General features: G+C 69.5%; 18 protein-coding genes, 1 tRNA gene, 2 pseudogenes and 1 other annotated feature. Of the genes and pseudogenes, 9 read left to right on the top strand and 12 right to left on the bottom strand.

Annotation, left to right across the window (positions count from 1 at the left end; all coding sequences use genetic code 11):
• Positions 1-27 precede the first annotated feature (27 nt).
• A complete protein-coding gene (locus OVA15_RS05510) occupies positions 28-1,548 on the bottom strand; it encodes an SDR family oxidoreductase (RefSeq protein ID WP_268143640.1) in 1,521 nt (506 codons plus the stop codon).
• Between the two features lie 77 nt (positions 1,549-1,625).
• On the opposite strand from OVA15_RS05510, the gene OVA15_RS05515 reads away from it, so the two are divergent.
• The gene (locus tag OVA15_RS05515) at positions 1,626-2,975 is read left to right on the top strand and encodes a threonine/serine ThrE exporter family protein (protein WP_239546396.1); all 1,350 of its coding nucleotides are present in this window, start codon (positions 1,626-1,628) and stop codon (positions 2,973-2,975) included.
• Positions 2,976-3,136: 161 nt separating this feature from the next.
• On the opposite strand, the gene OVA15_RS05520 is transcribed toward OVA15_RS05515, so the two are convergent.
• The 5 genes and pseudogenes from OVA15_RS05520 to bioB form a co-directional block, all read right to left on the bottom strand.
• A complete protein-coding gene (locus tag OVA15_RS05520; protein ID WP_206391343.1) occupies positions 3,137-4,048 on the bottom strand; it encodes an IS5 family transposase in 912 nt (303 codons plus the stop codon).
• A 204-nt stretch (positions 4,049-4,252) separates the two neighbouring features.
• Entirely contained in the window at positions 4,253-5,077 is an 825-nt protein-coding gene (gene bioD / locus OVA15_RS05525) for an ATP-dependent dethiobiotin synthetase BioD (protein ID WP_137803218.1), read from the bottom strand.
• A gap of 93 nt (positions 5,078-5,170) precedes the next feature.
• The gene (locus OVA15_RS05530; RefSeq protein ID WP_024289461.1) at positions 5,171-6,307 is read right to left on the bottom strand and encodes an aminotransferase class I/II-fold pyridoxal phosphate-dependent enzyme; all 1,137 of its coding nucleotides are present in this window, start codon (positions 6,305-6,307) and stop codon (positions 5,171-5,173) included.
• Positions 6,304-7,822 (bottom strand): annotated as a pseudogene (locus OVA15_RS05535) (aspartate aminotransferase family protein). The gene OVA15_RS05530 and the pseudogene OVA15_RS05535 overlap by 4 nt, the downstream one beginning before the upstream one ends.
• A 76-nt stretch (positions 7,823-7,898) precedes the next feature.
• Positions 7,899-9,287 carry a biotin synthase BioB gene (bioB, locus tag OVA15_RS05540; RefSeq protein WP_024289463.1) on the bottom strand — a complete coding sequence of 463 codons (1,389 nt, stop codon included), beginning with the start codon at positions 9,285-9,287 and terminating at the stop codon, positions 7,899-7,901.
• Between the two features lie 182 nt (positions 9,288-9,469).
• Here bioB and OVA15_RS05545 point away from each other — a divergent pair, with 182 nt between their 5' ends.
• Together OVA15_RS05545 and OVA15_RS05550 are read left to right on the top strand one after the other, a co-directional pair.
• Entirely contained in the window at positions 9,470-10,024 is a 555-nt protein-coding gene (locus OVA15_RS05545) for a TetR family transcriptional regulator (RefSeq protein ID WP_024289464.1), read from the top strand.
• A gap of 320 nt (positions 10,025-10,344) precedes the next feature.
• Complete coding sequence (locus OVA15_RS05550; RefSeq protein ID WP_024289465.1) at positions 10,345-10,842, top strand: GNAT family N-acetyltransferase; 498 nt, start codon at positions 10,345-10,347, stop codon at positions 10,840-10,842.
• 61 nt (positions 10,843-10,903) lie between these two features.
• On the opposite strand, the gene OVA15_RS05555 is transcribed toward OVA15_RS05550, so the two are convergent.
• Positions 10,904-12,295 carry a short-chain fatty acid transporter gene (locus tag OVA15_RS05555; protein ID WP_024289466.1) on the bottom strand — a complete coding sequence of 464 codons (1,392 nt, stop codon included), beginning with the start codon at positions 12,293-12,295 and terminating at the stop codon, positions 10,904-10,906.
• Positions 12,296-12,404: 109 nt separating this feature from the next.
• On the opposite strand from OVA15_RS05555, the gene OVA15_RS05560 reads away from it, so the two are divergent.
• Positions 12,405-13,316 carry an IS5 family transposase gene (locus OVA15_RS05560; protein ID WP_206391343.1) on the top strand — a complete coding sequence of 304 codons (912 nt, stop codon included), beginning with the start codon at positions 12,405-12,407 and terminating at the stop codon, positions 13,314-13,316.
• A 139-nt stretch (positions 13,317-13,455) separates the two neighbouring features.
• Positions 13,456-14,820 (top strand): threonine/serine exporter family protein, encoded by a 1,365-nt coding sequence (locus OVA15_RS05565; protein ID WP_268143648.1) that lies wholly within the window; start codon positions 13,456-13,458, stop codon positions 14,818-14,820.
• A gap of 25 nt (positions 14,821-14,845) precedes the next feature.
• Here OVA15_RS05565 and OVA15_RS05570 read toward each other — a convergent pair whose 3' ends face one another.
• The gene (locus OVA15_RS05570) at positions 14,846-16,048 is read right to left on the bottom strand and encodes an acetyl-CoA C-acetyltransferase (RefSeq protein WP_268143650.1); all 1,203 of its coding nucleotides are present in this window, start codon (positions 16,046-16,048) and stop codon (positions 14,846-14,848) included.
• 137 nt (positions 16,049-16,185) lie between these two features.
• On the opposite strand from OVA15_RS05570, the gene OVA15_RS05575 reads away from it, so the two are divergent.
• On the top strand, positions 16,186-17,109 hold the full coding sequence (locus tag OVA15_RS05575; RefSeq protein WP_268143652.1) for an ornithine cyclodeaminase family protein: 924 nt from the start codon (positions 16,186-16,188) through the stop codon (positions 17,107-17,109).
• Positions 17,110-17,170: 61 nt separating this feature from the next.
• Here the strand turns inward: OVA15_RS05575 and OVA15_RS05580 are convergent, their stop codons facing one another.
• On the bottom strand, positions 17,171-18,625 hold the full coding sequence (locus OVA15_RS05580) for a sodium:solute symporter (protein WP_268143654.1): 1,455 nt from the start codon (positions 18,623-18,625) through the stop codon (positions 17,171-17,173).
• 435 nt (positions 18,626-19,060) lie between these two features.
• Here OVA15_RS05580 and OVA15_RS05585 point away from each other — a divergent pair, with 435 nt between their 5' ends.
• Complete coding sequence (locus OVA15_RS05585; RefSeq protein ID WP_268143655.1) at positions 19,061-19,267, top strand: hypothetical protein; 207 nt, start codon at positions 19,061-19,063, stop codon at positions 19,265-19,267.
• A 148-nt stretch (positions 19,268-19,415) separates the two neighbouring features.
• Here the strand turns inward: OVA15_RS05585 and OVA15_RS05590 are convergent.
• Positions 19,416-20,365, bottom strand: a pseudogene (locus tag OVA15_RS05590) (IS3 family transposase); the annotation flags it as partial.
• Positions 20,272-20,368, bottom strand: a sequence feature (AL1L pseudoknot). Its footprint overlaps the pseudogene before it by 94 nt.
• An 87-nt stretch (positions 20,369-20,455) precedes the next feature.
• Here OVA15_RS05590 and OVA15_RS05595 point away from each other — a divergent pair.
• Complete coding sequence (locus OVA15_RS05595; RefSeq protein ID WP_053446838.1) at positions 20,456-21,613, top strand: IS30 family transposase; 1,158 nt, start codon at positions 20,456-20,458, stop codon at positions 21,611-21,613.
• Here the strand turns inward: OVA15_RS05595 and OVA15_RS05600 are convergent.
• Positions 21,575-21,886 carry a transposase gene (locus tag OVA15_RS05600; protein WP_268143659.1) on the bottom strand — a complete coding sequence of 104 codons (312 nt, stop codon included), beginning with the start codon at positions 21,884-21,886 and terminating at the stop codon, positions 21,575-21,577. The two genes, OVA15_RS05595 and OVA15_RS05600, sit on opposite strands and share 39 nt — an antisense overlap.
• A 50-nt stretch (positions 21,887-21,936) precedes the next feature.
• Between OVA15_RS05600 and OVA15_RS05605 the strand changes: the two genes are divergently transcribed.
• The gene (locus OVA15_RS05605) at positions 21,937-22,149 is read left to right on the top strand and encodes a hypothetical protein (protein WP_268143661.1); all 213 of its coding nucleotides are present in this window, start codon (positions 21,937-21,939) and stop codon (positions 22,147-22,149) included.
• Positions 22,150-22,205: 56 nt separating this feature from the next.
• On the opposite strand, the gene OVA15_RS05610 is transcribed toward OVA15_RS05605, so the two are convergent.
• Positions 22,206-22,279: transfer RNA gene (locus OVA15_RS05610), tRNA-Pro, on the bottom strand.
• Positions 22,280-22,306: the final 27 nt, after the last annotated feature.

The raw sequence follows: 22,306 nt of genomic DNA on the forward strand, positions 1-22,306 counted from the left end.
TCAGCCGCGCCCGTTCGGTCTTCCCCCTCAGTCCGCCGGGTCCGTTCGGCTTCCCCTCTCAGCAGCCCGGTCTCGGCCCCGTTCGTCGGCCCGCGCCAGGATGTTGCGCGCCATGGACGGGAAGATGAACCCGTGGAACGGGTACACGCCCCACCAGTAGGCCTTGCCTGCCGCTCCCTGCGGGAAGAAGATCGCGCGCTGGCGGTACTCTGTGCCCCCTCCGTGCTCAGGCACCGCGGACAGCTCGAGCCAGGCCTGCCCCGGGGCCTTCATCTCGGCGTGCAGCAGCAAGGTCCGGGTTCCGTCGGGCCCGGTGGTGATCGACTCCACGCGCCACCAGTCCACGGCCTCGCCCACGACCAGGCGGTCGCGGCTGCGCCTGCCCCGAGCCAGCCCGACTCCCCCGGCCAGCTTGTCCATGACCCCGCGCACCGACCAGGCCAGCGGCCACGAGTACCAGCCGTTGTCCGCGCCGATCGCCTGGATCACGGCCCAGACGTCGTCCGGTGAGGCCGAGCCGGAGCGGCTGCGCTCATCCACATAGACCCTGCGCCCGGCCCAGTCCGGATCCGAGGGCAACGGGTCCGAGGGCGGAGTGTTGGCCGCAGAGGCCCAGGTGGTCTCGACCTCGTCGGCTGCCAGCTTGCCCAGCGCCAGGCGCACGGCCCGGCGGTAGCCCGTGAGCCCGTCGGCCGGCGGGGCGATGTGCTGATCGATGTCGTGGTCATCCGTCACGGCGTCGTGCTGCAGGGACTGCACCAGCGGCACCGCCAGCGGGCGCGGGATCGGCGTGGTGAGCGCGACCCACCAGCCGGCCAGCCGGGGCGCAGGGATCGGCAGCGCGTAGACCCGGCGCTGAGCCAGACCGGCCTCGTGCGCGTAGCCGTACATGATCGCCCCGTAGGTCAGGACCTCGCGCGAGCCGATCCCGAAGCGGCGGTTGGTGCCCTCCGGGATCTCGGGGGCGTGGACCAGGTAGTGCAGCAGGTCCCGCACCGCGATGGGCTCGATCCGGCGCAGCACCCAGCTGGGCGCCGGCATGACCGGCAGGTTCTCGGTGAGGTGGCGGATCATCTCGAACGATGCCGAGCCGGAGCCGATCACCACGCCGGCCTCGAAGACCACCGCGGGGACGTCGCCCGCCAGCAGCGCATCGCCTACTGCGGTGCGCGAGCGCATGTGCGGGGAGAGCTCCACGCCCTCCGGGTGCAGCCCTCCCAGGTAGACGATCCGACGCACTCCGGCCCGGGCGGTGGCGGCCGCGACCGTGCGCGCCATGGCCAGCTCCGTCGCCTCGAAGTCCGAGCCCGAGGACATCGAGTGCACCAGGTAGTAGAAGGTCTCCACGCCGCGGGAGGCCCTCTCCACGGTCTCGGCGTCGCCCAGATCGCCCTGGACCACCTCCACGTCCTGGCGCCACGGCACCCCCTCAAGGCGCTGCGGCGAGCGCACGAGCACCCGCACCGCATAGCCGGCCTCCAGCAGACGCGGCACCAGGCGCCCGCCCACATAGCCAGTGGATCCAGTGACAAGCACGCGAGGAGTCATGCACCGCACACTACGCGGGAGCACCGACGACGCATGCGCCGCAGCCCGAGTCGTCCCCGAACGATAGGGTCCCGTGCATGCAACAAAACCCTCAGGCCACTGACGATCTGGCCATGCGCCTGGGCGAGGCCCTGATCCGCTCCGGCGCCAGCTCGGCGAGCACCACCTCGTCCCTGCTGGCGCTCTACCGCAGCTCCGAGCTGCATGACGTCTCCGTGGCGATCACCATGGGCCAGATCACCATCAGTCGGCCGGGACAGGATGGAGCAGCCCCGAGCACGCGCGTCCACGAGACGGCCGCCGGGACGCTCGACATCCATCTGCGCTCCCAGGCCAATCGGATCCTCGAGGACGCGGTCCTGGGGAATCTGGAGGCGACACAGGCTCTCGAGGCCCTGGACGAGCTCGAGACGCAGCGCAGCCTGGCGTCGCACTGGCCCTCCGCCCTCGGCTTCAGCGCGATCGGCGTGGGGTTCAGCATGATCCTCGGAGGAAACGGCATCACGACGATCGCGGCGGGACTCCTGGCCGTCGTCGTCTATGCCTCCTTCGCCGCCCTGGAGCACCTGCGCGCCCCAGGGATCTTCAGCCTGGGCGCCGGCGGCCTGATGGCAGTGGCCGGGGCCAGCGGGCTCGCCGCCGTCGTCGACGGCGCGCAGACGGCGGTGTGCATCGTCGCGGCCCTGGCCGCCTGGCTGGCAGGCGTCGCGGCCTACGGCGCTGTCCAGGACGTCATCACCGGTTGGTACCTCTCCGCGACCGGGCGGCTCATGGACGTGCTGACACGCACTGCGGGCCTGGTGTTCGGCGTGGCGCTGGGAATCCATCTGCTCGAGCCGCTGCTGGGCCGGGACCCCGGCTTCCTGGAGACGCTGCAGACCGACGGCTCACGCTGGGTCCCCTCCATCGTGGGCGCGGTGCTCGTCTCCAGCGGCTTCGCGTTCTCGGCGGGCGGGCGCGGTCGAGTGCTGGCCTCTCTCGCGGTGTTCGGCGGACTGGTCCAGGTGGGCGTGCTCAGCCTGGGCGAAATGGGCGTCAGCTCCTATGCGGCAACGCTGGCGGCGTCGGTGATCACCGGGGGCATGTGCGTGGTGCTGACTCGAGCGCTGGGCGTCTCCTCGAACGCGAGCATGACCGTGGTGCTGCTGCCCTTGTTCCCCGGCATGTACGTCTACCAGGGGGTGCTCGGGATCATCTTCTCCGTCGAAGGCGCCGCGGACGCCCTGCTGCAGGGCGCCATCACGGCCTTCTGCCTGTCCGTGGGAGGCCTGCTCGGACAGTACCTGGCCTCGGAGGCACTGTGGGCCACTCGCGCCCGCCAGTTCGCCAGGGCCCACCCCGGGCGCACCTTCCGCAAGGAGATGCCGGTGGAGCAGAACGCCCGCGACATCATGGTGCCGGTCTTCTCCCGGCCGTTCTCCCAGTAGGTCTCCTGGGCCATGAGGCCCTCTTCACGGATGGGGCGCTGAGGCGCGGCCTCTCCGCCTGATCCCACGCCCCACCAACCCCAATGCCTATGTGCTTGTTTGCGCACGAGGAGGCACATCGCGCATCGGCGCACGTAGGCCCGGGCTAGGGCATGTCTCCTTTATCGGCGTAGCCATGTCAGGATCGCGCTGATCACGACCGCCGCCCGATAGGTGATCGCGAGCTTGTCGTAGCGCGTTGCTAATCCTCGCCACTGTTTGACGTAGGCAAACGAGCGTTCCACGACGTTGCGGTTCCGATAGGCACCAGCATCGAACGTCGGCGGCCGTCCATCCTTACTCCCGCGTCTCTTTCGGCTCGCGACCTGGTCCTTCTTCTCCGGGATCACTGCCCGAATGCCTCGCGATCGCAGGTACTCGCGATTCGCCCTGGACCCATAAGCACGATCAGCGAGAACGGTATCCGGACGAGTGCGAGAGCGACCGCCACCAGCCCGCGGCACTCGAATATCGGCAAGGACCTGCGGCAGGATCACCCCGTCGTGGCGCTGTCCACCGGTGACCACCACTGCCAGGGGGCGGCCATTGCCGTCGACGGCATGATGGATCTTCGTCGTCAGCCCACCGCGCGAGCGACCGATGCCATGCCCGGTCGGCTCACACTCCTGATCGGGCAGATTCTTGTAATTCGACGTAGCCCCTGTGTCTTGGTCAGGGCGCGTCGTGTTCGTTGCATGCTGGTGGCCACGATTGATGGTGCCATCCACGGAGACGTTCCAGTCGATATCACCGGCAGCATCAGCATCAGAAAGTACGTGGGCCAGCACCCGGTCCCAGGTGCCATCGGCGGCGTAGCGGCGGTGACGTTTCCATACCGTCTGCCAAGGCCCGAAGTGCTCACGGGGCAGATCGCGCCAGGCGATGCCGACACGGTAGCGGTAGACGATTCCCTCGACGATTCGACGGTTGTTTTCAAACGGTCGGGCTCTTTTGCCGGCATTCGAAGGTAGGAGAGGTTCAATCTTCTCCCACTGCTCATCAGTGAATACTCGGTGTCGTTGCTTCGTAGTCACAACACCACCGTGTCAGTGCTGGAATGGTCAATAAAGGAGACACGCCCTAGTGCACACCTGCGCCGCCGGGCCTGCGTTTGCTCCGTTAGTGCAGTTTTGGGGCCCCGGATCTGCACTTGCTCAGTTTTTGCAGCCGGTGCCTGCTCGGGTGGGCGGAGTGGCTAGGACGACGACGGCGGTCCCCCTCTTTTCGCCCGTCCGCTCCTATGCGGCCCCGCCCCAACCACGCGGAACCGCGCCCAGGAGGGGAACGCGTCGGCCCGCGACGGGTGGCAGGTCCGCGAGGTACTCCCTGTTGGAGGTCGCGAGGCGGTCGGGGTCGGCGGGCCAGCTGCCCAGCACCACCCCGGCCACCTCGACGCCGCGGTGCAGCAGCGCCTCCAGACTCAGCAGCGTGTGGTTCAGCGTCCCGAGGTCCGGGCGCGCCACCAGCACAGTGCTCACCGTCCCCCCGTCACGTTCCACCGCGTTCACGGGCTCGGACGTCTCGGGAGAACTCAACTGGCCGCTGGTTTCGGCCGCCGCTCGGCCCGTTTGGGCCGCCCCGCCTGGCTCCCCACAAGCCTCCTGCAACGCCACTGCCAGGTCCGCAATCGTGCGCCGGTCCCCGTCCAGCTCCACGAGCACACCCCCGCTGCCCTCCACGATCACGAGGTCGTGGGATTCTTGTAATTCCACAATTTTCATCACGTGCTCCGAGAGCGGGAGCAGCTCCACCCCGTCGATCGCCGCCGCGGGAGGCGGGGCCATCGGCTCGGTGAGACGCTGGCCCTCGGCGGTGGTGAGTGCCTCGGAAGGCACGCCGGCGGCGCGAGCCAGCCGGGCGACGTCGTCAACGTCCCCCGGTTCCCCGCCCCGTATCCCGGTCTGCTGCGGCTTGTAGACCGCGATCCGCCGCCGGCCCACGTTCCACCCGGAGACCGTGAGCGCCGCCGTGGCGTACGTCTTGCCCACGTCCGTGTCGGTTCCCGTCACGACGACGGCGTGGCCCAGGGAGGCGACGAGGTCGCCCAGGGGATTGGTGGTCATGGTCTCTCCTGTCAGAGTGAAAGCAGTGCGGCCACGTGCGCTGGACGTGGCTGACGCGGCGGCGGGCAGTTCCTCCGCAGGGTGAGCGGCCCCTCACACGCCCTGCGGTTCGTCCCCTACCACGTCCCGGACGGTGTCCAACGCCCGGGCCAGAACGTGTAGTTCCATGTCCGCGGGAGCCGTGATGCGCAGGCGACTGATGCCGTCCGGGACCGAGGGCGGGCGGAAGCACCCCACCACCACGCCCCGGGAACGGATCACCTCCGCTGCCCGCACGGCCGACTCCGCGGAGGCCACCGGGAGGGACTGCACCGCCGCGCGGGCCGGCGGGGTGCCCAGCGCGGAGGCCACGAACCGCGCCCGCTCGTGCAGGGTCTCCACCAGTTCGGGGTGCGCCCGCACGATCCGCGCGGCCTCCGTGGCCGCAGCGGCAGAGGCGGGCGCGAGGGCGGTGTCGAAGATGAACGGGCGCGCCGTGTTCACCAGGTGCTCGCGCAGCGCCTCGGACCCGAGCACCGCGCCGCCCTGCGCGCCGAGCGCCTTGGACAGCGTCATGGTCACGGCCACGTGCGGCGATCCCGCAAGACCAAGCTCGTGCACGAGCCCCCGGCCGCCGCCCGCTACCCCGATCCCGTGCGCCTCGTCCACGAGCAGCAGCGCGTTCTCGGCGCGGCAGAGCGCGGCCAGCTCCGCGAGCGGCGCGTGGTCGCCCCACACCGAGTACACGGACTCCACGACCACGACGGCGCGCGCCTCCGCGCGCTCCGCCAGCAGCTGCGCCACGTGCGCGACGTCCGCGTGCCGCGCGATCCGCACCGGCGACTGGGACAGCCGTGCCCCGTCCACCAGGGACGCGTGCGCGTGGGCGTCCGAGACGATCAGCGTGTCCGCGTCCCCCAGCGCCGTCAGCACCCCGGTGTTCGCGGCGTACCCGCTGGAGAACGCGAGCGCGACGGGCTGGTCAGTGAGCTCGCACAGTTCGCGCTCCAGCACCTCGTGGACCCCCAGGGTTCCGGTCACCAGCCGGGAGGCCCGAGAGCCTGTGCCGTGCTCCCCCAGCGCGTGCTGGGCGGCGGCCACCACGCGCGGGTCCCGGGAGAGCCCCAGGTAGTCGTTCGAGGCCAGGTCCACGCACGCCCGGGGCGGCGTCCGCAGCCGACGTCGCAGTCCCGCCTCCGCGCGCTGCTCGCCGCGAGCGCGGAGCCAGTCGTCAAGGGGACCGACCGTCATGCCCATCCCCCGCCCGTCAGCTCCACTTCCTGCGCGGCCCGCAGCAGGGCGTAGGCGATGGTGCGGACCTCCTCGTCCGTGCAGACGTACGGGGGCATGGTGTAGAGCAGGCGTCCGAACGGGCGGAACCACACCCCCTGTTCCAGAGCCGCGCGGGTGAGCAGCTCCGGGTCCGGGGCCTCGTGGAACTCCACGACCCCCACGGCGCCGATGACCCGCACGTCCTTCACGACGCGCAGCTCCGCCGCCACGGGCAGTATCTCCCGCAGGGTCTCCTCGATCCGGGAGACGTTCGCCCACCAGGAGTCCCGCAGCATCCGCACGGACTGCAGGGCCACGGCGCACGCGAGCGGGTTCGCCATGAACGTGGGCCCGTGCATCAGCGCGCGCTGCTCCGACGCCGTGATGACCGCTCCCACGGCCTCGGACACGAGCACCGCCGCCAGGGACATGTATCCGCCGGTCAGCGCCTTGCCCACGCACATCACGTCCGGGACCACGTCCGCCCACTCACTGGCGAACCACTTCCCGGTGCGGCCGAAGCCCGTGGCGATCTCATCCACGATGAACACCAGGTCCAGCTCGTCCGCCAGCTCTCGCAGCACCCGCAGGCACCGCGGGTCGTACGTGCGCATCCCGCCCGCGCCCTGCAGCACGGGTTCCACGATGATCCCGGCGAGCTCGTCCCGGTGGGCGCGGGCGACGTTGCGCACGTCCGCGATCCACGCCTCAACGGCGGCGTCGTCGGCGTCCCAGTCCACGGCCCCGGACGACGACGGCGCTCCCGCGCCCTGCGCGCCGCTCCCACCTGGCCCTTCGGTGTCCCCGGAAGGCACGAAACCAGCGGTGTCCGAGGCCGCCGCACCGAGGTTCTCCGGGGACCGCAACCCCTCGGGATCCTCGTACCCGGACCTACGCCGGGGTGCGCCGCGGAGGCGGTGCCACGAACAGCTGCTCCGCCACCAGCCCGGAGAATTCGGCGTGCATTCCGCCCTCGGGGTCGCACACGCTCATGGCGCCAGTGGTGTCCCCGTGGTAGCCGCCGCGCACGGTCAGGATGCGACGGCGCTCCGGCCGCCCGAGGGCCGCCTGGTACTGCACGGCGAGCTTCAGCGCGACCTCCACGCTCACGGAGCCGGAGTCCGCGAAGAACACGTGCTGCAGCTCGGCCGGGGTGACCTCCACCAGCAGCTCCGCCAGCTCCACGGCCGGGCGGTGCGTGAGACCGCCGAACATCACGTGAGAGAACTCGGTGATCTGGTCCACGGCGGCGCGGTCCAGCTCCGGGTTGCGGTAGCCGTGCACCGCGCACCACCACGAGGCCATGCCGTCGATCGCCCGGATCCGGTCCCCCTCAGGGGTCTCCAGGGTCAGGGTCACGCCCTCCGCGGCCAGCACCGCGTGGGGTGCGGGCCCGTCCAGCGGTGCGTAGGGGTGCCACAGCAGCCCGCGGTCACGGGCGGCGAGGCGGGTGGGCTGCGCGGCGTCGTCACCCTGTTCTGCCGTATCTGCCACGGCACCCGCGGTGGGGCAAGAAGCTTCCCCGCTGCTCTCGGCGGGCGCGGTGTCGTGCGTGATCTGCGGTGCCGGGTCAGGCATTCGGCGCCACCGAGGTCCCCGCACCGCGACGCCGCACGGTCGGGCTCAGCTCGATCCTCACCCGGGTGTCGTCCTCGTCGCGCTCGGGTCCCTCGCCCGAGCTCAGCAGGGCGGCGAGCGCCGCAGACACGGGGGCGGGGGCAGCTGGCGGGGTCGGAACCGGGCCCGGGGCGGCGGAGGGCACCGCGGCGTCGTCGCCCTGACCGGAAGAGACCGGGTCGGAGGGGTCCGGACGGCCGCCCGAGGCGGCATCGGAACCGGCAGGTCCACCGGTTCCGCACGTGGACCCGCAGGGCGTGGTCGCGGGGCCCGTCGAACCTGCCTGGCCCGCCGCGGCCTGCTCGGGTGCCGCACCGTTCGAGGTGTCGGCGGGCACCGTGTCGTCGTGCTCCCTCAACGGACCCGCGCCGAGGACGGTGAATCCGGCGTCGGCAACCATGTCCAGGTCCGCCTTTGCCGCCTGCCCCTCGGAGGTGAGGTAGTCGCCCAGGAAGAGGGAGTTGACCACGTGCAGGGCGAGGGGCTGCAGGGAGCGCAGGTGCATCTCGCGGCCGCCGGCCATGCGGATCTCCTTATCCGGGCACACGAAGCGCACCACGGAGAGGATCTTCAGGCACTTCTGCGGGCTCAGCTGCCACGTGCCTGCCAGGGGCGTGCCGTCGAAGGGCATGAGGAAGTTCACCGGCACGGAGTCCGAGCCCAGCTCCCGCAGCGCGAAGAGCGCCTCAACGAGCTGCTCGTCTGTCTCCCGCATGCCCACGATCAGCCCGGAGCACGGCGAGAGCCCGGCGTCCTTCGCGCGCTCCACGGTGTCCACGCGGTCCTGGTAGGTATGGGTGGAGCAGATGGACTCGTAGTGGGACTCGGCGGTGTTGAGGTTGTGATTGTAGGCGTCCACGCCCGCGCCGCTCAGCGTCTCCGCCTGGCCGTCCTTGAGCAGGCCCAGGCACGCGCAGACCTCCACGTCCGGGTGCTGCTCCTTGAGCGCCTCCACGGTGCGGGTCACGTTGCCCACCTCTCGGTTGGACGGGCCGCGGCCGCTCGCCACGAGGCACACGCGGCTCGCGCCACCGCGGATGCCGTACTCGGCCTGCTCCACGGCCTTCTCGGGGCTCAGCCACGAGTACTTGAGGATGTCCGTCCCGGCGTTCAGGCGCTGGGAGCAGTAGCCGCAGTCCTCGGCGCACAGCCCAGACTTCAGGTTGACCAGGTAGTTCACCTTCACGGTCATCCCGAAGTGCTCGCGGCGCAGCCGGGCGGCGGCGGCCACGAGGTCCAGCATGCCGGGGTCGTCGGTGTGCAGCAGCTCGAGGGCTTCGTCCGGGGTCACGGGGTCGCCGGCGAGGACGCGCTCGGCCAGCTCGGCAGGGTTCTTGAACATTGTTCAATTATTGAACGGTGTTCAGGATTGTCAATTTCCCGGGCGGCCGTTGCGAGAGGCGGCGCGCGGCCTGGCGCTGCCGCGCCGCTGTCCTGGTCACGACGACGTCGCTCCCACCCCACGTACGCTCGGTAGAGTTTCCGCGTGGCCCGCACCCGGGCACGAGAGCAGGGAGGGACACCGTGGCACTGGACCGCGGCCAGGTGGTGGACGCCGCGTGGCACATCCTGCAGACCTACGGGCTCGGGGACCTCTCGATGCGCCGCCTGGCCCGCGAGCTGGGCGTGCAGCCCGGCGCCCTGTACTGGCACGTGGCGAACAAGCAGGAGCTGCTGGCAGTCCTCGCGCAGCGCATGGTCGCCCCGCTGAGCACCTCCTCCACAGGCGCTCCCACCACAGGAGCCTCTCCCGCGGGCACTTCCCCGGCAGTCGCCGACGACGACGCCACCCTCCTCATCGCCCGGTTCCGTTCCGCGGTGCTCGCCGTGCGAGACGGCGCGGACGTGGTGAGCGTGGCCCACGCGCTGGACCCCTCGGGCATGCAGCCCACACCCCTGCTCACCGCGGCGCTGACCCGCGCGGGCATGGACCCCGCCCCGGCCGAGACGGCCGCGCTCACCCTGGTCCGCTTCACCCTGGGATCCGTGACCGCCCAGCAGACCCGCGAGTCGATGGACCTCCCCACCGCCACGATGGCCGCCGAGTTCGAGGCGGGCGTGCGCGCGATCCTGGCGTAGCGGCGTCGTCGCCCCCCTCCACCGCCCGCACCCCTGCAACAACTGAGCAGATGCCGAATTGCGGCCGCAAAACCGCACTTGCTCTGTTAATGCAGGAGGCGGGAGGGGGCTTCAGTGAGCCTGCCGGGGCCACCGCTCTCGCTGAAGCCGCCGGTCCAGACGGGGCGCCCCTGCGACTACGGAGCAAACGCAGAACTGCGACCCCGGAACTGCACTTGCTCCGTTGTTGCAGGTGGTGGGAACGCGTGCGCGCTCCTCTCCACCGCCGGGTCCGCCGTCCGGGGGTGTCAGCCGGTGCGGGCGGCGGCCAGAATGTCTGCATGACCACCGGCACCCCCTTCACCGTGCGTACACCCGTCCCCGAAGACGCCCCGGGGATCGCGAGAGTGCACACGCAGTCGTGGCGGGAAACGTACACCGGGCTCGTGCCGGAGCGGTTCTTCGACGACGACGCCTTGCGCCGTCGGGAGGAGACGTGGACCCGGATGCTCGCAGAACCGTCCCGCCGTGTACGGGTTAGGGTGGCCGTGGTGGGCGAGACGATCATCGGTTTCGCGGGCACTGGGCAGCCCCGCGAAGACGACCCCGCCCGCGAGCACGCCCTGCACCTGCTCTATGTGCTCCGCGAGCACCACGGCACGGGCGCGGGACAGGCCCTGCTCGACGCCGTTCTCGGCGGGGAGCCCGCGCAGCTGTGGGTCGCGGAGGCCAATCCACGCGCCATCCGCTTCTACGAGCGCAACGGGTTCCGGGCGGACAGCGCCTCGTTGACCGATCCCGGGCTGGAGGACCTGCGCGAGGTCCGCATGGTCCGGTGAGACCGCGGACGACGTCGCTCCCCGCCACCCACGCGCGGCACGGGACCGTGCGGCGTCGTCCTCAGACCCCCGCGCCCACGATCAGCATGGTCGCCCCGAAGACCACCCCGGAGACCACCAGCACCACGGTGGTGTAGCCGAGGATGTCCCGGATCTTCAGCCCGGCGATCGCCAGCAGGGGCAGGGCCCAGAAGGGCTGGATCATGTTGGTCCACTGGTCGCCGTACGCCACGGACATGATGATCACGGACGGGTCCACGCCCAGGCGGGCGGCGGCGTCGAGGAGGATGGGCGCCTGGATGGCCACCTGTCCACCGCCGGAGGGGACGAAGAAGTTCACGAGACCCGCGGAGAGGAAGGCCAGGAAGCCGAGGGTCTGGGGGGAGGCGACCTCCACGATGGAGTCCGAGAGCACCTGGATGAGCCCGCTGGCCGTCATGATGCCCATGATCCCGGCGTAGAGCGGGAACTGCAGCAGGATGTCACCCACGTTGGAGGCGGCGTTCTTGACGAGCGCCATGACCTCGAACGCGTTGCGGGAGAGCAGGAAGATCAGCGCCAGGAACATCCAGTTCACAATGTTCAGGGTCACGGTGCCGCCGGTGAAGTGGATGACCAGGTAGGCCACCAGGGCGAGGCCCACGAGCAGGGTGGGGATGCGTGAGGCGTCGAGGCGGTCGGCGGGCACTTCCACCTCGGGGGTGGCAATGCGCTGGTCGGACTCGGCGAGCGCGTCTGCGGTCACCGCGTGACTCGCGGGCACGGCCCGAGGCGCCACGAGCCACAGGGCGAAGGCGACGAGCACCACGGTGGCCACCGTAGCCGTGATGTTCCACCACGAGAACGTGGTCTGCGAGATGGGGATGACGTGGCCCACCTGCTTCTCGATGAACGAGCCGGGAGTTGCCGCGGTCAGCGGCCCCGAGCCCGAGTAGCCCATGTGCCACACCACGAAGCCGGAGAAGCCGGAGGCCACGAGCATGGGGAAGCTCACCGGCCTGCTGCGGCGCGAGAACCCGGCGGCGACCTCGCGCGCGAGCAGACCGCCGACCACCAGGCCGAAGCCCCATGTGATCAGTGACGCCACCGCAGCGATCACGAACACGAACACGTAGGCCGCAAGCGGCGACCGCGGGATGCCGGCGAGCCGTGCGAGAAGCGCCCGAACCGGCCGAGTGCTCGCCAGGGCGTGGCCGAGCAGCAGCACCAGCGCCATCTGGGTCATGAACTCCAGCAGCCCCGAAAGTCCCGTCCCCCACCCCATGACAACGGTCACTGGGCCGGAGTCGGTCAGGACCAGTGCCATGACCGCAACCACCAGTGTCAGGACGATCGCGAAGATCAGCGCGGAGGGGATGAACCGCTCCACCACGTAGTTCACGGGCTTCATGGCCCGGGCAAGCACGGGGTCGGCGGTCGCCGCAGGAGTTGAGGAACGGTCGGGGGAGCTCATGGCGGGCCTCTTCTTCGTTGAGGAGGGTTGACGGGTAGGCGCCGACGACGCGTGCCGGGCTAGGGCGTGTCTCCTTTATTGACCATTCCAGTACTGACACGGTGGTGTTGTGACTACGAAGCAACGACACCGAGTATTCACTGATGAGCAGTGGGAGAAGATTGAACCTCTCCTACCTTCGAATGCCGGCAAAAGAGCCCGACCGTTTGAAAACAACCGTCGAATCGTCGAGGGAATCGTCTACCGCTACCGTGTCGGCATCGCCTGGCGCGATCTGCCCCGTGAGCACTTCGGGCCTTGGCAGACGGTATGGAAACGTCACCGCCGCTACGCCGCCGATGGCACCTGGGACCGGGTGCTGGCCCACGTACTTTCTGATGCTGATGCTGCCGGTGATATCGACTGGAACGTCTCCGTGGATGGCACCATCAATCGTGGCCACCAGCATGCAACGAACACGACGCGCCCTGACCAAGACACAGGGGCTACGTCGAATTACAAGAATCTGCCCGATCAGGAGTGTGAGCCGACCGGGCATGGCATCGGTCGCTCGCGCGGTGGGCTGACGACGAAGATCCATCATGCCGTCGACGGCAATGGCCGCCCCCTGGCAGTGGTGGTCACCGGTGGACAGCGCCACGACGGGGTGATCCTGCCGCAGGTCCTTGCCGATATTCGAGTGCCGCGGGCTGGTGGCGGTCGCTCTCGCACTCGTCCGGATACCGTTCTCGCTGATCGTGCTTATGGGTCCAGGGCGAATCGCGAGTACCTGCGATCGCGAGGCATTCGGGCAGTGATCCCGGAGAAGAAGGACCAGGTCGCGAGCCGAAAGAGACGCGGGAGTAAGGATGGACGGCCGCCGACGTTCGATGCTGGTGCCTATCGGAACCGCAACGTCGTGGAACGCTCGTTTGCCTACGTCAAACAGTGGCGAGGATTAGCAACGCGCTACGACAAGCTCGCGATCACCTATCGGGCGGCGGTCGTGATCAGCGCGATCCTGACATGGCTACGCCGATAAAGGAGACATGCCCTAGCGCGACAGGCGGGGCGTCGTCAGGAGCGGGAAAGGCGCAGTCCAGACGATTCACACTCCGCCCGCCGGTGCTGAGCACCGCTGGCCCAGCCCCTGCGCCGGGGGCGTCGCTAGCGTCCTGGCCATGCCTTCACGAGACGACGACGCCTTCCGCCTGGCCGTGCTGCTGGGCGAGGCGCTGATCCGCGGCGGGGCCAGCTCCGCCGCCACGACCACGTGCCTGCAGCGTGCACTGCGCAGCGCCGGAGTGGACGACGCCACCGTCGGGGTGACCATGGGCCAGATCATCCTCAGCCGCCCCGGTCGCGGCACGAGTGCTGCGATCACCCACGTCTCCGAGGCGCCGCCGGGCTCCCTTGACCTCGAGCTGCGTCGGCGCATCACGGCCACGCTCGACGACCTCGCCCAAGGTCGGCGCACCGTACGCGAGTGCCTGGCCGAGCTCGAGTCCCGGGAGGCCGACGGCCCCGGCAGCGCTCAGCACACCGGCGCCCGGCATGCGATCCCCGCAGCCGGGCTCAGCCTCCTGGGTGTGGGGTTCTGCCTGCTCATGGGCGGAACCGCGGCCACGACGATGTGCGCCGGGATGCTGTCGGTGGCCGCCTATACCGCCTTCGCCGTGATGCAGCACCTGCGCTCCCCCGGCATCTTCTCCCTGGCCGCCGCGGGTCTCACCGCAGTGCTCGGGGCCACCGCCGCGACCGCTGTGATCGACGACGCCCAGACAGCCCTGTGCATCGTGGCCGCGCTGGCTGCGTGGCTGGCCGGGATCACCGCCTACGGCGCGGCTCAGGACATGATCACCGGCTGGTACCTCTCCGCCGCCGGACGCGTCATGGACATCGCCTCGCGCACCGCCGGGCTCGTGGCCGGCGTGGCGCTGGGGATCCACCTGATGGCGCCGTTCGTCGGGGAGTCGGTGGCCTACATCGAGGCTCTGCGCCCCGACGGCGTCACCTGGGCCACCGCCATCACCGGCGCCGTGCTGGTATCCGGCGGCTACGGGCTGGCCAGCAGCGGGCGAGGAATCCGCTTGGTCTCGCTCGCGGCGCTCGGCGGTCTCGTGCAGCTGCTCGTGCTGATCGCTCAAGCGGTCGGGCTGAGCTCCTTCGTGGCGATCCTGGCCGCCGCTGTGGTGGTGGGGGCGATCTGCGTGCGCGCCGCTCCTTCACTGGGGCTGCCGTCGAATGCGTCCATGATGATCGCGCTGCTGCCGCTGTTCCCGGGGTTGTACATCTACCAGGGGATGCTCGGCACGATCTTCGGCGTGGACGGCTCCGGGGGCCAGCTGATCGCCGGAGCCGTCACCGCCTTCTGCCTGTCGATGGGCGGGCTGCTCGGCCAGTTCCTGGCCTCGCGCTCCCTGACCGCCGCACGTGCGCTCGGGCTCGACGATCACCCCGACGACGACCCGCACGACGATCCCGCCGATGCCCGCCCCGAGGCGCGTCAGCTTCCCGCGGACACCCTGCAGCACGTGCGGCTGTGAGGCCTCACCGCGAGCGCACGTCCCCTCACCGGCTCAGCAGCAGCGCGTCGCCCTGCCCGCCGCCGCCGCACAGGGACACCGCAGCCTTGCCTTCGCCGCGTCGGCTCAGCTCGTAGGCCGCCGTCAGCGCCAGGCGGGCGCCCGAGGCGCCGATGGGGTGGCCCAGGGCGATCGCCCCGCCGTGGATGTTGGTCTTCTCGAGCGGGTAGTCGAGATCTGCCAGCGATTGGCACACGACGGCGCCGAAGGCCTCATTGATCTCGATGAAGTCCAGTTCCTCTGCGGTCCACCCGGCCTTGGACAGCGCGGCCTTGATGGCGTTCGACGGCTGGGAATGCAGCGAGGTATCCGGTCCGGCCACCTGCCCGGCCCCGGAGATCGAGGCCAGGATCTGGAGTCCGTGCTCCTCCGCATAGGCCCGCGAGGTCACGATCACCACGGCCGCCCCGTCCGTCAGCGGCGAGGAGTTGCCGGCGGTGACGGAGGCGTCGTCGTCCTGGGAGAAGGCAGGGCGCAGCTTGCCCAGCGACTCGGCGGTGGCATCGGCGCGCACGCCCTCATCGGCGCTCACCTTGACCGGATCGCCCTTGCGCTGCGGGATCTCGGTGGGGACGGTCTCGTCGGCGAAGATCCCGTCCGCCTGGGCGGCGGCGGCCCGCTGGTGCGAGGCTGCCGCAGCCTGGTCCTGCTCGGGGCGCTTGAGGCCGCGCTGCACGTTGCCCTGCTCGGTCAGCAGGCCCATGGACTCGCCGGTGTCGGCGTCGGTGAGGCCGTCGTGGGCCACGGAGTCCAGCAACCCCACGGTCCCGTACTTGTGCCCGGTGCGAGAGCCCGGCAGCAGGTGCGGAGCGTTGGTCATGGACTCCTGGCCGCCGGCGACCACCACCGAGGCTTCCCCCAGGCGCACCAGACGGGCGGCGTCGATGATCGCGGCAAGTCCCGAGAGGCAGACCTTGTTGATGGTCATGGCGGGGACGTCCCGGTTGATGCCCGCGGCGATAGCGGACTGGCGCGCCGGGTTCTGACCGGCGCCGGCCTGGACGACCTGGCCCATGAGCACCGTGTCCACGGACTCGGCCCCTACCCCGGAACGCTCCAGAGCCCCGCGGATCGCGGCGGTCCCGAGCTCGACGGCGCTCAGCGAAGCCTGAGCCCCGAGCAGCCGGGTGAACGGCGTGCGAGCGCCTCCGACGATGACGGGGTCGGTGGTGGCGGATGCGGCGGTCATGCGGAGGTCTCCTTCTGCTGTGATTCCTCTTACCATTGTGGAGCGAGGGTCCGACAGCTCAAGCCCTACCGACTCACGTCCAGTGAACGCCCGTAGCGTTCCTCGAAGCACCCGCCCCGCAGCGAAGGAGCCTCGCCATGAGCGACACCCAGCCCGAGTGGTTCACCGCCCAGCAGATCGCGCAGCGCATCTCCCCCGATCGCGCCCGTCGGCTGATCCGGCAGGCGATCCTCGACGGCTTCGACCCCTCCGAGGATCCGCACCGCATCGGCGTCCCGGCCGGGGCCGGGCACGTGCTGCTGATGCCCTCGACGCTCACGCAGTGGACGGGCGTGAAGGTCGCCACCGTGTCCCCCGAGAACGCGCAGCTCGGCCTGCCGCGCATCCAGGCGACCTACCTCCTGATGGACACCCGCACCCTCACGCCCACGGCCCTGCTCGACGGCGCCGCGCTGACCACTCTGCGCACCCCGGCCGTCTCGGCGGCCGTCGCCGAGGACCTCGCTCCGGCCGAGGCGAAGCATCTGGTGGTGTTCGGCACCGGCCCGCAGGCCGAGGCGCACGTGCACGCCATGCTGGCGATCCGCCCGCTCGAGCGCGTCACGATCGTGGGGCGGAGCCCGGAGAAGGTCGAGCATCTGGTCGCCGAGCTGGGCCAGCTCGGCCCGCAGGTCGTCGCCGGCACCGCCGATGCGGTGGCCGAGGCGGAGATCGTCGTGTGCGCCACCTCCGCTGCCGAGCCGCTGCTCGACGGCTCCCTGGTGCCCGATGGCGCCTGCGTGATCGCCATGGGCTCGCACGAACCGGATCGCCGCGAGCTCGACTCGTCGCTGATGGGCCGGTCTCTGGTCGTCGTCGAGGATCCGGCGGCGGCACTGCGCGAGGCCGGTGACGTGGTCATGGCCCTCGACGACGGCGCCCTGGCCGAGTCCGACCTCGTCCCCCTGCGCAGCCTCCTCACGGGCGAGGTCGCACGGCGCGACGACCGCCCGAATGTCTTCAAGGGCACGGGCATGTCCTGGGAGGACCTGGCCGTCGCCGTCGGGGTGCTCGAGGACTGAGAGCTCAGCGAAGAACGGGGCGTGCACCGCTGAAGTGCACACCCCGCCGTCGTCGGGCTGATCAGGCCGCGGAGGCCCGCTCCTCCGGAGCAGCGCTCTCCCGAGCCGCCAGCCGCTCGTCCCAGACCCGCAGCACCTCGGGATCCGTGGGCCGGGTGGCCAGCGAGACGACCACGAACACGACCGCCGAGACCGCCAGGCCGATGTAGATCGGCGCATTGGCCATCACGCCGAAGGCGATCATCCCGATCACCACGGCGATCGCACCGGCGACCATCGAGCTCGCCGCCCCCACCGCATTGCCGCGCCGCCAGGTGAGCCCGCCCAGGATCGCGACCAGCAGCCCGCCGACCAGGAGGTCGTAGGCGATGGTCAGCGCGGTGACCACGTCCGGGACCAGCACCGAGAAGATCGTCACGGCCACGCCGAGCACGATCATGTAGCGTCGGTCGCCGGAGACCTCTTCCTCGCCACCGTCCGTGCTGGAGACGGCACCCTTCAGCATCGGCAGCACGTCCACGCGGGCCACCGTGGCCGCGGCGATCAGCGCGCCGGAGGCCGTCGACATCATGGCTGCCACACCGGCCGACAGGACGATGCCGCCCAGCCCCGCGGGGACGTGCTCCACAGCCATGCGGGCGAAGGCGTCGTCGGACACCTCGAGGCCGGGCATCAGGATGGCGGCTGCCATGCCGATCACCGCACCGGCCACGCCGAAGATGCCGATGTAGACCGCAGAGAGGACGCCGCCCCATCGCGCGGTCTGCGGCGAGCGCGCGGTCAGCACGCGCTGCCAGATGTCCTGCCCGATCAGCATGCCGAAGCCGTAGACCACGAACATCGTGATGATCGACTGGAAGCCCATGCCGTCCAGGGAGAAGTAGGTGGCATCCAGGCGCTCGCCCAGGCCCGACCAGCCGCCGGCCGCGCTGAGCGAGAAGGGCAGCAGGATCGCGAAGATGCCCACCGTCATGAACAGGAACTGCATCATGTCCGTGAGCGTGATCGACCACATGCCACCCAGGCACGAGTACGCGATGACCACCAGCGAGCCCAGCAGGATGGCCGAGGTCCGCCCCATGGGGAACAGGACCGTGAAGATCGAGGCGTAGGCGGACGTGGACGTCACTGCGAGCATCACGGTGTAGGCCAGCATCACGATCGAGGAGACCCGCGAGGCGATGCCCGCCCCGAAGCGCAGCGCCAGCATCTCGGAGACCGTATAGATCTTCAGCGACGCGATCCGCCCGGCGAAGAACAGGCTCAACGTCAGCACGCCCACGGCGATCGCGACCACGAGCCACATCCCGGACAGCCCGTACGTGTGCCCCAGCGCGATGCCGCCGACCGTGGAGGCGCCACCCAGGACGACGGCGGCCATGGTCCCGGTGTAGAACACCGGCCCGAGCCGCCGCCCGGCCACGCGGTAGTCCTCCGCGCTGCGGGCCCGACGGGCCGCGATAAGCCCGATCGCGACCATGGCGATCAGGTAGAGAACGATGATGGCGATGTTCATAGGGGTGCTCCAGGTGCTCCGGGGGCTCGGTCGTCGCCGGTCACACGCGGCGGGCTGGGCTCTCGACAGCGGGCCAGAGCCCGTCGGTCCGTCAGCCCGGCGGCGCGCCGGTGGCCAGGACCTCGCCATTGTCACCGAGGGCCTGGGCGGTGACGTGCACCACGCCGGGCTCCAGATCGGATCTGTTGTGGTCCACTGGGGTGGGTTTGCGTCGGCCGGAGGCTCGACGACGCCCTGCCACGAATCGACGCCGTGATCGACACGTCCAGCCGCTTCCCCGATGACCCCGACGACAAGCTGGTCGGGCCCGGAAGGAATCGCTTGCCTGAGCGGAGGCGCCGCCCACGCTGATTCGATCGGCCCAGTGGATGGAGTTCACCCTCAAGCCGAATGCCGTCTCGAAGTCAGAGCAGGAAACCGCATGCAGAGGACTGGTTGATCCAGCCGCTGGCCGTTGCCGGTCCCGAGCAGGCCCGTCTGCCGGAGCTCACCCGCGGCCTGCTCGAGGCGCGCGGCGACGAGCGCCGGGTCGTGACGATCCCGCCGTCCCTGCCGGCCTTCGGGGATGGGACGCTGCTGGCGCTGAGCGATGCTGAGCTGCGCGGGCCGGATGTGGCGGAATGGGTCGCGACTGCTGTCTGAGGCCGACTCGTCGCGTTTTCCGAGCGACCACAGCGGCTCGGGGTGGCCTGCACGGCCGAATCGGGCCCACCTGAAGCGAGGAGGCACTTGGCCAAAAAGCGCGCTGAGCCGCCGTCAGGACTGAAGCGTCCTGGGTTTCGTTCCGAGGTCAGGACGCAACGGGCGCTACGTCTTGGTCGTGAGTGTAGGCCGCCTCGACCACCACCGAGGTGCGGCAGGCCAGTCCTTCGTGCAGACGGGCGGTGTTCCACCAACGGGCCCAGTCCAGCGTCGCGATCTCCACCGCAGTAGCCGAGGACCAGACACGCTTGGCGTAGATAATCTCGGTCTTATAGAGACCATTGACCGTCCCAGCCAACGTATTGTCATAGGAATCCCCGACCGTACCGACCGAAGCAGTCACACCCGCCGCGATCAAAACATCGAATAGGCAATAGACACATATTGAGATCCTCAATCCGAATGATGCATCAATCCAAAAGCCGTTCGCCGCGCTCCTGTCGTCAATAATGCGTGCTCCAGAGCCAGCAGCGGCAGGCGTTCGGTGTGCAGCGTTGAAGCGACCGACCAGCCGACGATCTTGCGGGTGCAGACATCCGTGATGAATGCGGCATAGCAGAATCCCGACACGAGACGCACATAAGTGATGTCGGCGACCCAGAGCTCATGCGGAGCCGCGGCCGTGAAGTCGCGCTGGACTAGGTCCGGGCGATGATCATCTGCCTGGGCTGGACGGGTGGTGTTGGGCTTGCGGCCCCGGCGGACCCCGTGCAGCCCGGCGCTGCGCATCAGGCGTGCGACCTGATCGCGGCCCAGGTCCCAGCCGGCTCGGCGCATCGCATGCCACATCTTCCGCGCCCCGTAGACACCATAGTTCTGCGCATGGCCGCGCTGTATTTCCGGGATCAGTGATTGATCACGCAGAGCACGAGCTGAGGCCGGTCGTGTTTTCGCAGCCCGGTAGGCCCGGGAGGTGATGAACCTACATTCTGTTTCGTGCATCACGCGGCAGATGGCCTCGACCCCGAAATCGTCGCGGTTCTTGTCGATGAACCGGATCATCTCGTCGTGGGGCGGTCGAGTTCCGCTGCGAAAAAAGCCGAGGCCTTCTTCAGGATCGGCGGATTCAAGCGGTCAGCGCAACATCTCCTGTGAGATGGGACAGTCACTGACCACAGGAGGATCCGGATGCAGGGCAAGCACGGTCATCTCAGCCGGGAGCAGAAGCAGCTGGCGCTCAGGTTGCACGCGAGGGGCTGGCGGCTGGTCGATATCGCCAAGGAGATCGGCTGCAGCGCGCCGATGGTCGGGGTCATGGCCCGGAGCGGCAGGCACCTCGATGCCAAACCGCTCGGCTGGAAACCACGCCAGGGCTGCCTGACGATCGATGAGCGCGAGCAGATCCTTCTGGGGATCAATCGTGGCGACACATTCACCGCGATCGCCGGGCAGCTGGGGCGAACGGTGTCCACCATCAGCCGTGAGGTCAAGCGCGGCGGAGGCCGCTGCGAATACTCGGCTTGGCGCGCACATGAACGTGCCCGCCAGCAGACTCGTCGGCCGAAGCCGTTCAAGCTCAGGCCCGGCCGACTGCTCGAGGAGGTCGCCAGTCGGCTGGAGCAGTTGTGGTCGCCCGACGAGATCGCGGTGCGCCTACGGTTGGATCATGCCGATGATCCGCAGATGCGTGTGAGCCACGAGACGATCTACCAGTCGCTGTTCGTGCAGGGCAGAGGAGAGTTGCGCCGTGAACTGGCCCGGTGCCTGCGGTCCGGAAGGACGGCTCGCAAGCCTCGCGGGGCCATCGAGGGTCGTGGCCGCATCCCCGGCATGGTGATGCTCAGCCAGCGCCCTGCCGAAGCCGACGACCGTGCAGTGCCCGGGCATTGGGAGGGTGACCTCATCCTTGGTCAGGGCAGCCGCAGCGCTGTCGGGACGCTCGTCGAGCGCTCGACACGGATGACATTGCTGCTGCACCTGCCCGATGGCAAGAGCGCCGAGCAGGTCGAGGCAGCAATGCGCGAGGCGGTCAGCAAGCTGCCGTCCTCCTTGGCCCGAACGATCACCTGGGACCAGGGCGCGGAGATGGCCAAGCATGCTGCGTTCACTACCGCCACGGGCATTCCGATCTACTTCTGCGATCCTCACTCGCCCTGGCAGCGCGGCAGCAACGAGAACACCAACGGCCTGCTGCGCCAGTACCTCCCCAAAGGCACCGACCTCAGCGGCCTCAGCCGCAGGGAACTCGACATGATCCAGGACAGTCTCAACGGACGCCCTCGGAAGACATTGGGCTATCTGACACCATCAGAGAAGCTCGCAGAGTTCCTTGCGCTCACCGCTTGAATCCGCCATCTCATTGGCGCGGCGGGCTTCGGCGAGTTCTCGACGCAGCCTGCGATTCTCTTCGCCCAGGCTCTCGTCAGTGGGGGCTGCGGGGTTGGCTATGCTTGCTGTGATGGCTTGGTTGCACCAGGCGCGCAGGGTCTCGGGCCCACAGCTCAGCGACTCGGCCACCACTCGGATGGAGGCCGCTCGTGGGCCTCCCTCGGCAGCTTGGCGCTCGAAGACCATCCGCACAGCTCGTTCGCGGAACTCGGGGGTGAACTTCTTGGGCATGATCCGATTCTCCTTCAGGAAGCTCGGAACCAAACCCAGGGCGCTTCATATTGCGGCACAACAGCCGACTGCACCACATCGGCATCGGGCGAACCTACGCAGGAACCTACGTCCTGCTGCTCGTGCACGGCCTTCACATCCGGGTCATCGACGCCGCCACCGGCGAGATCCTCCGCGAACTCAACCTCAACCCGAACCGCGATTACCAGCCCACCGGCAAGCCCTACGGACCACAACGCACCAGTCCCCAGAAACACGAATAGCCGAACCTACGAAAACCGTAGGTTCGGCTATTCCGATGTCGTGCGACATCACAGTGTCGGGATGACAGGATTTGAACCTGCGGCCCCCTGACCCCCAGTCAGGTGCGCTACCAAGCTGCGCCACATCCCGTGGACGTTGCCGTCCACTGCACCCGGA

It is taken from the genome of Kocuria sp. SL71 (assembly GCF_026672465.1).
In the GTDB taxonomy this organism is placed as follows: domain Bacteria; phylum Actinomycetota; class Actinomycetes; order Actinomycetales; family Micrococcaceae; genus Kocuria; species Kocuria palustris.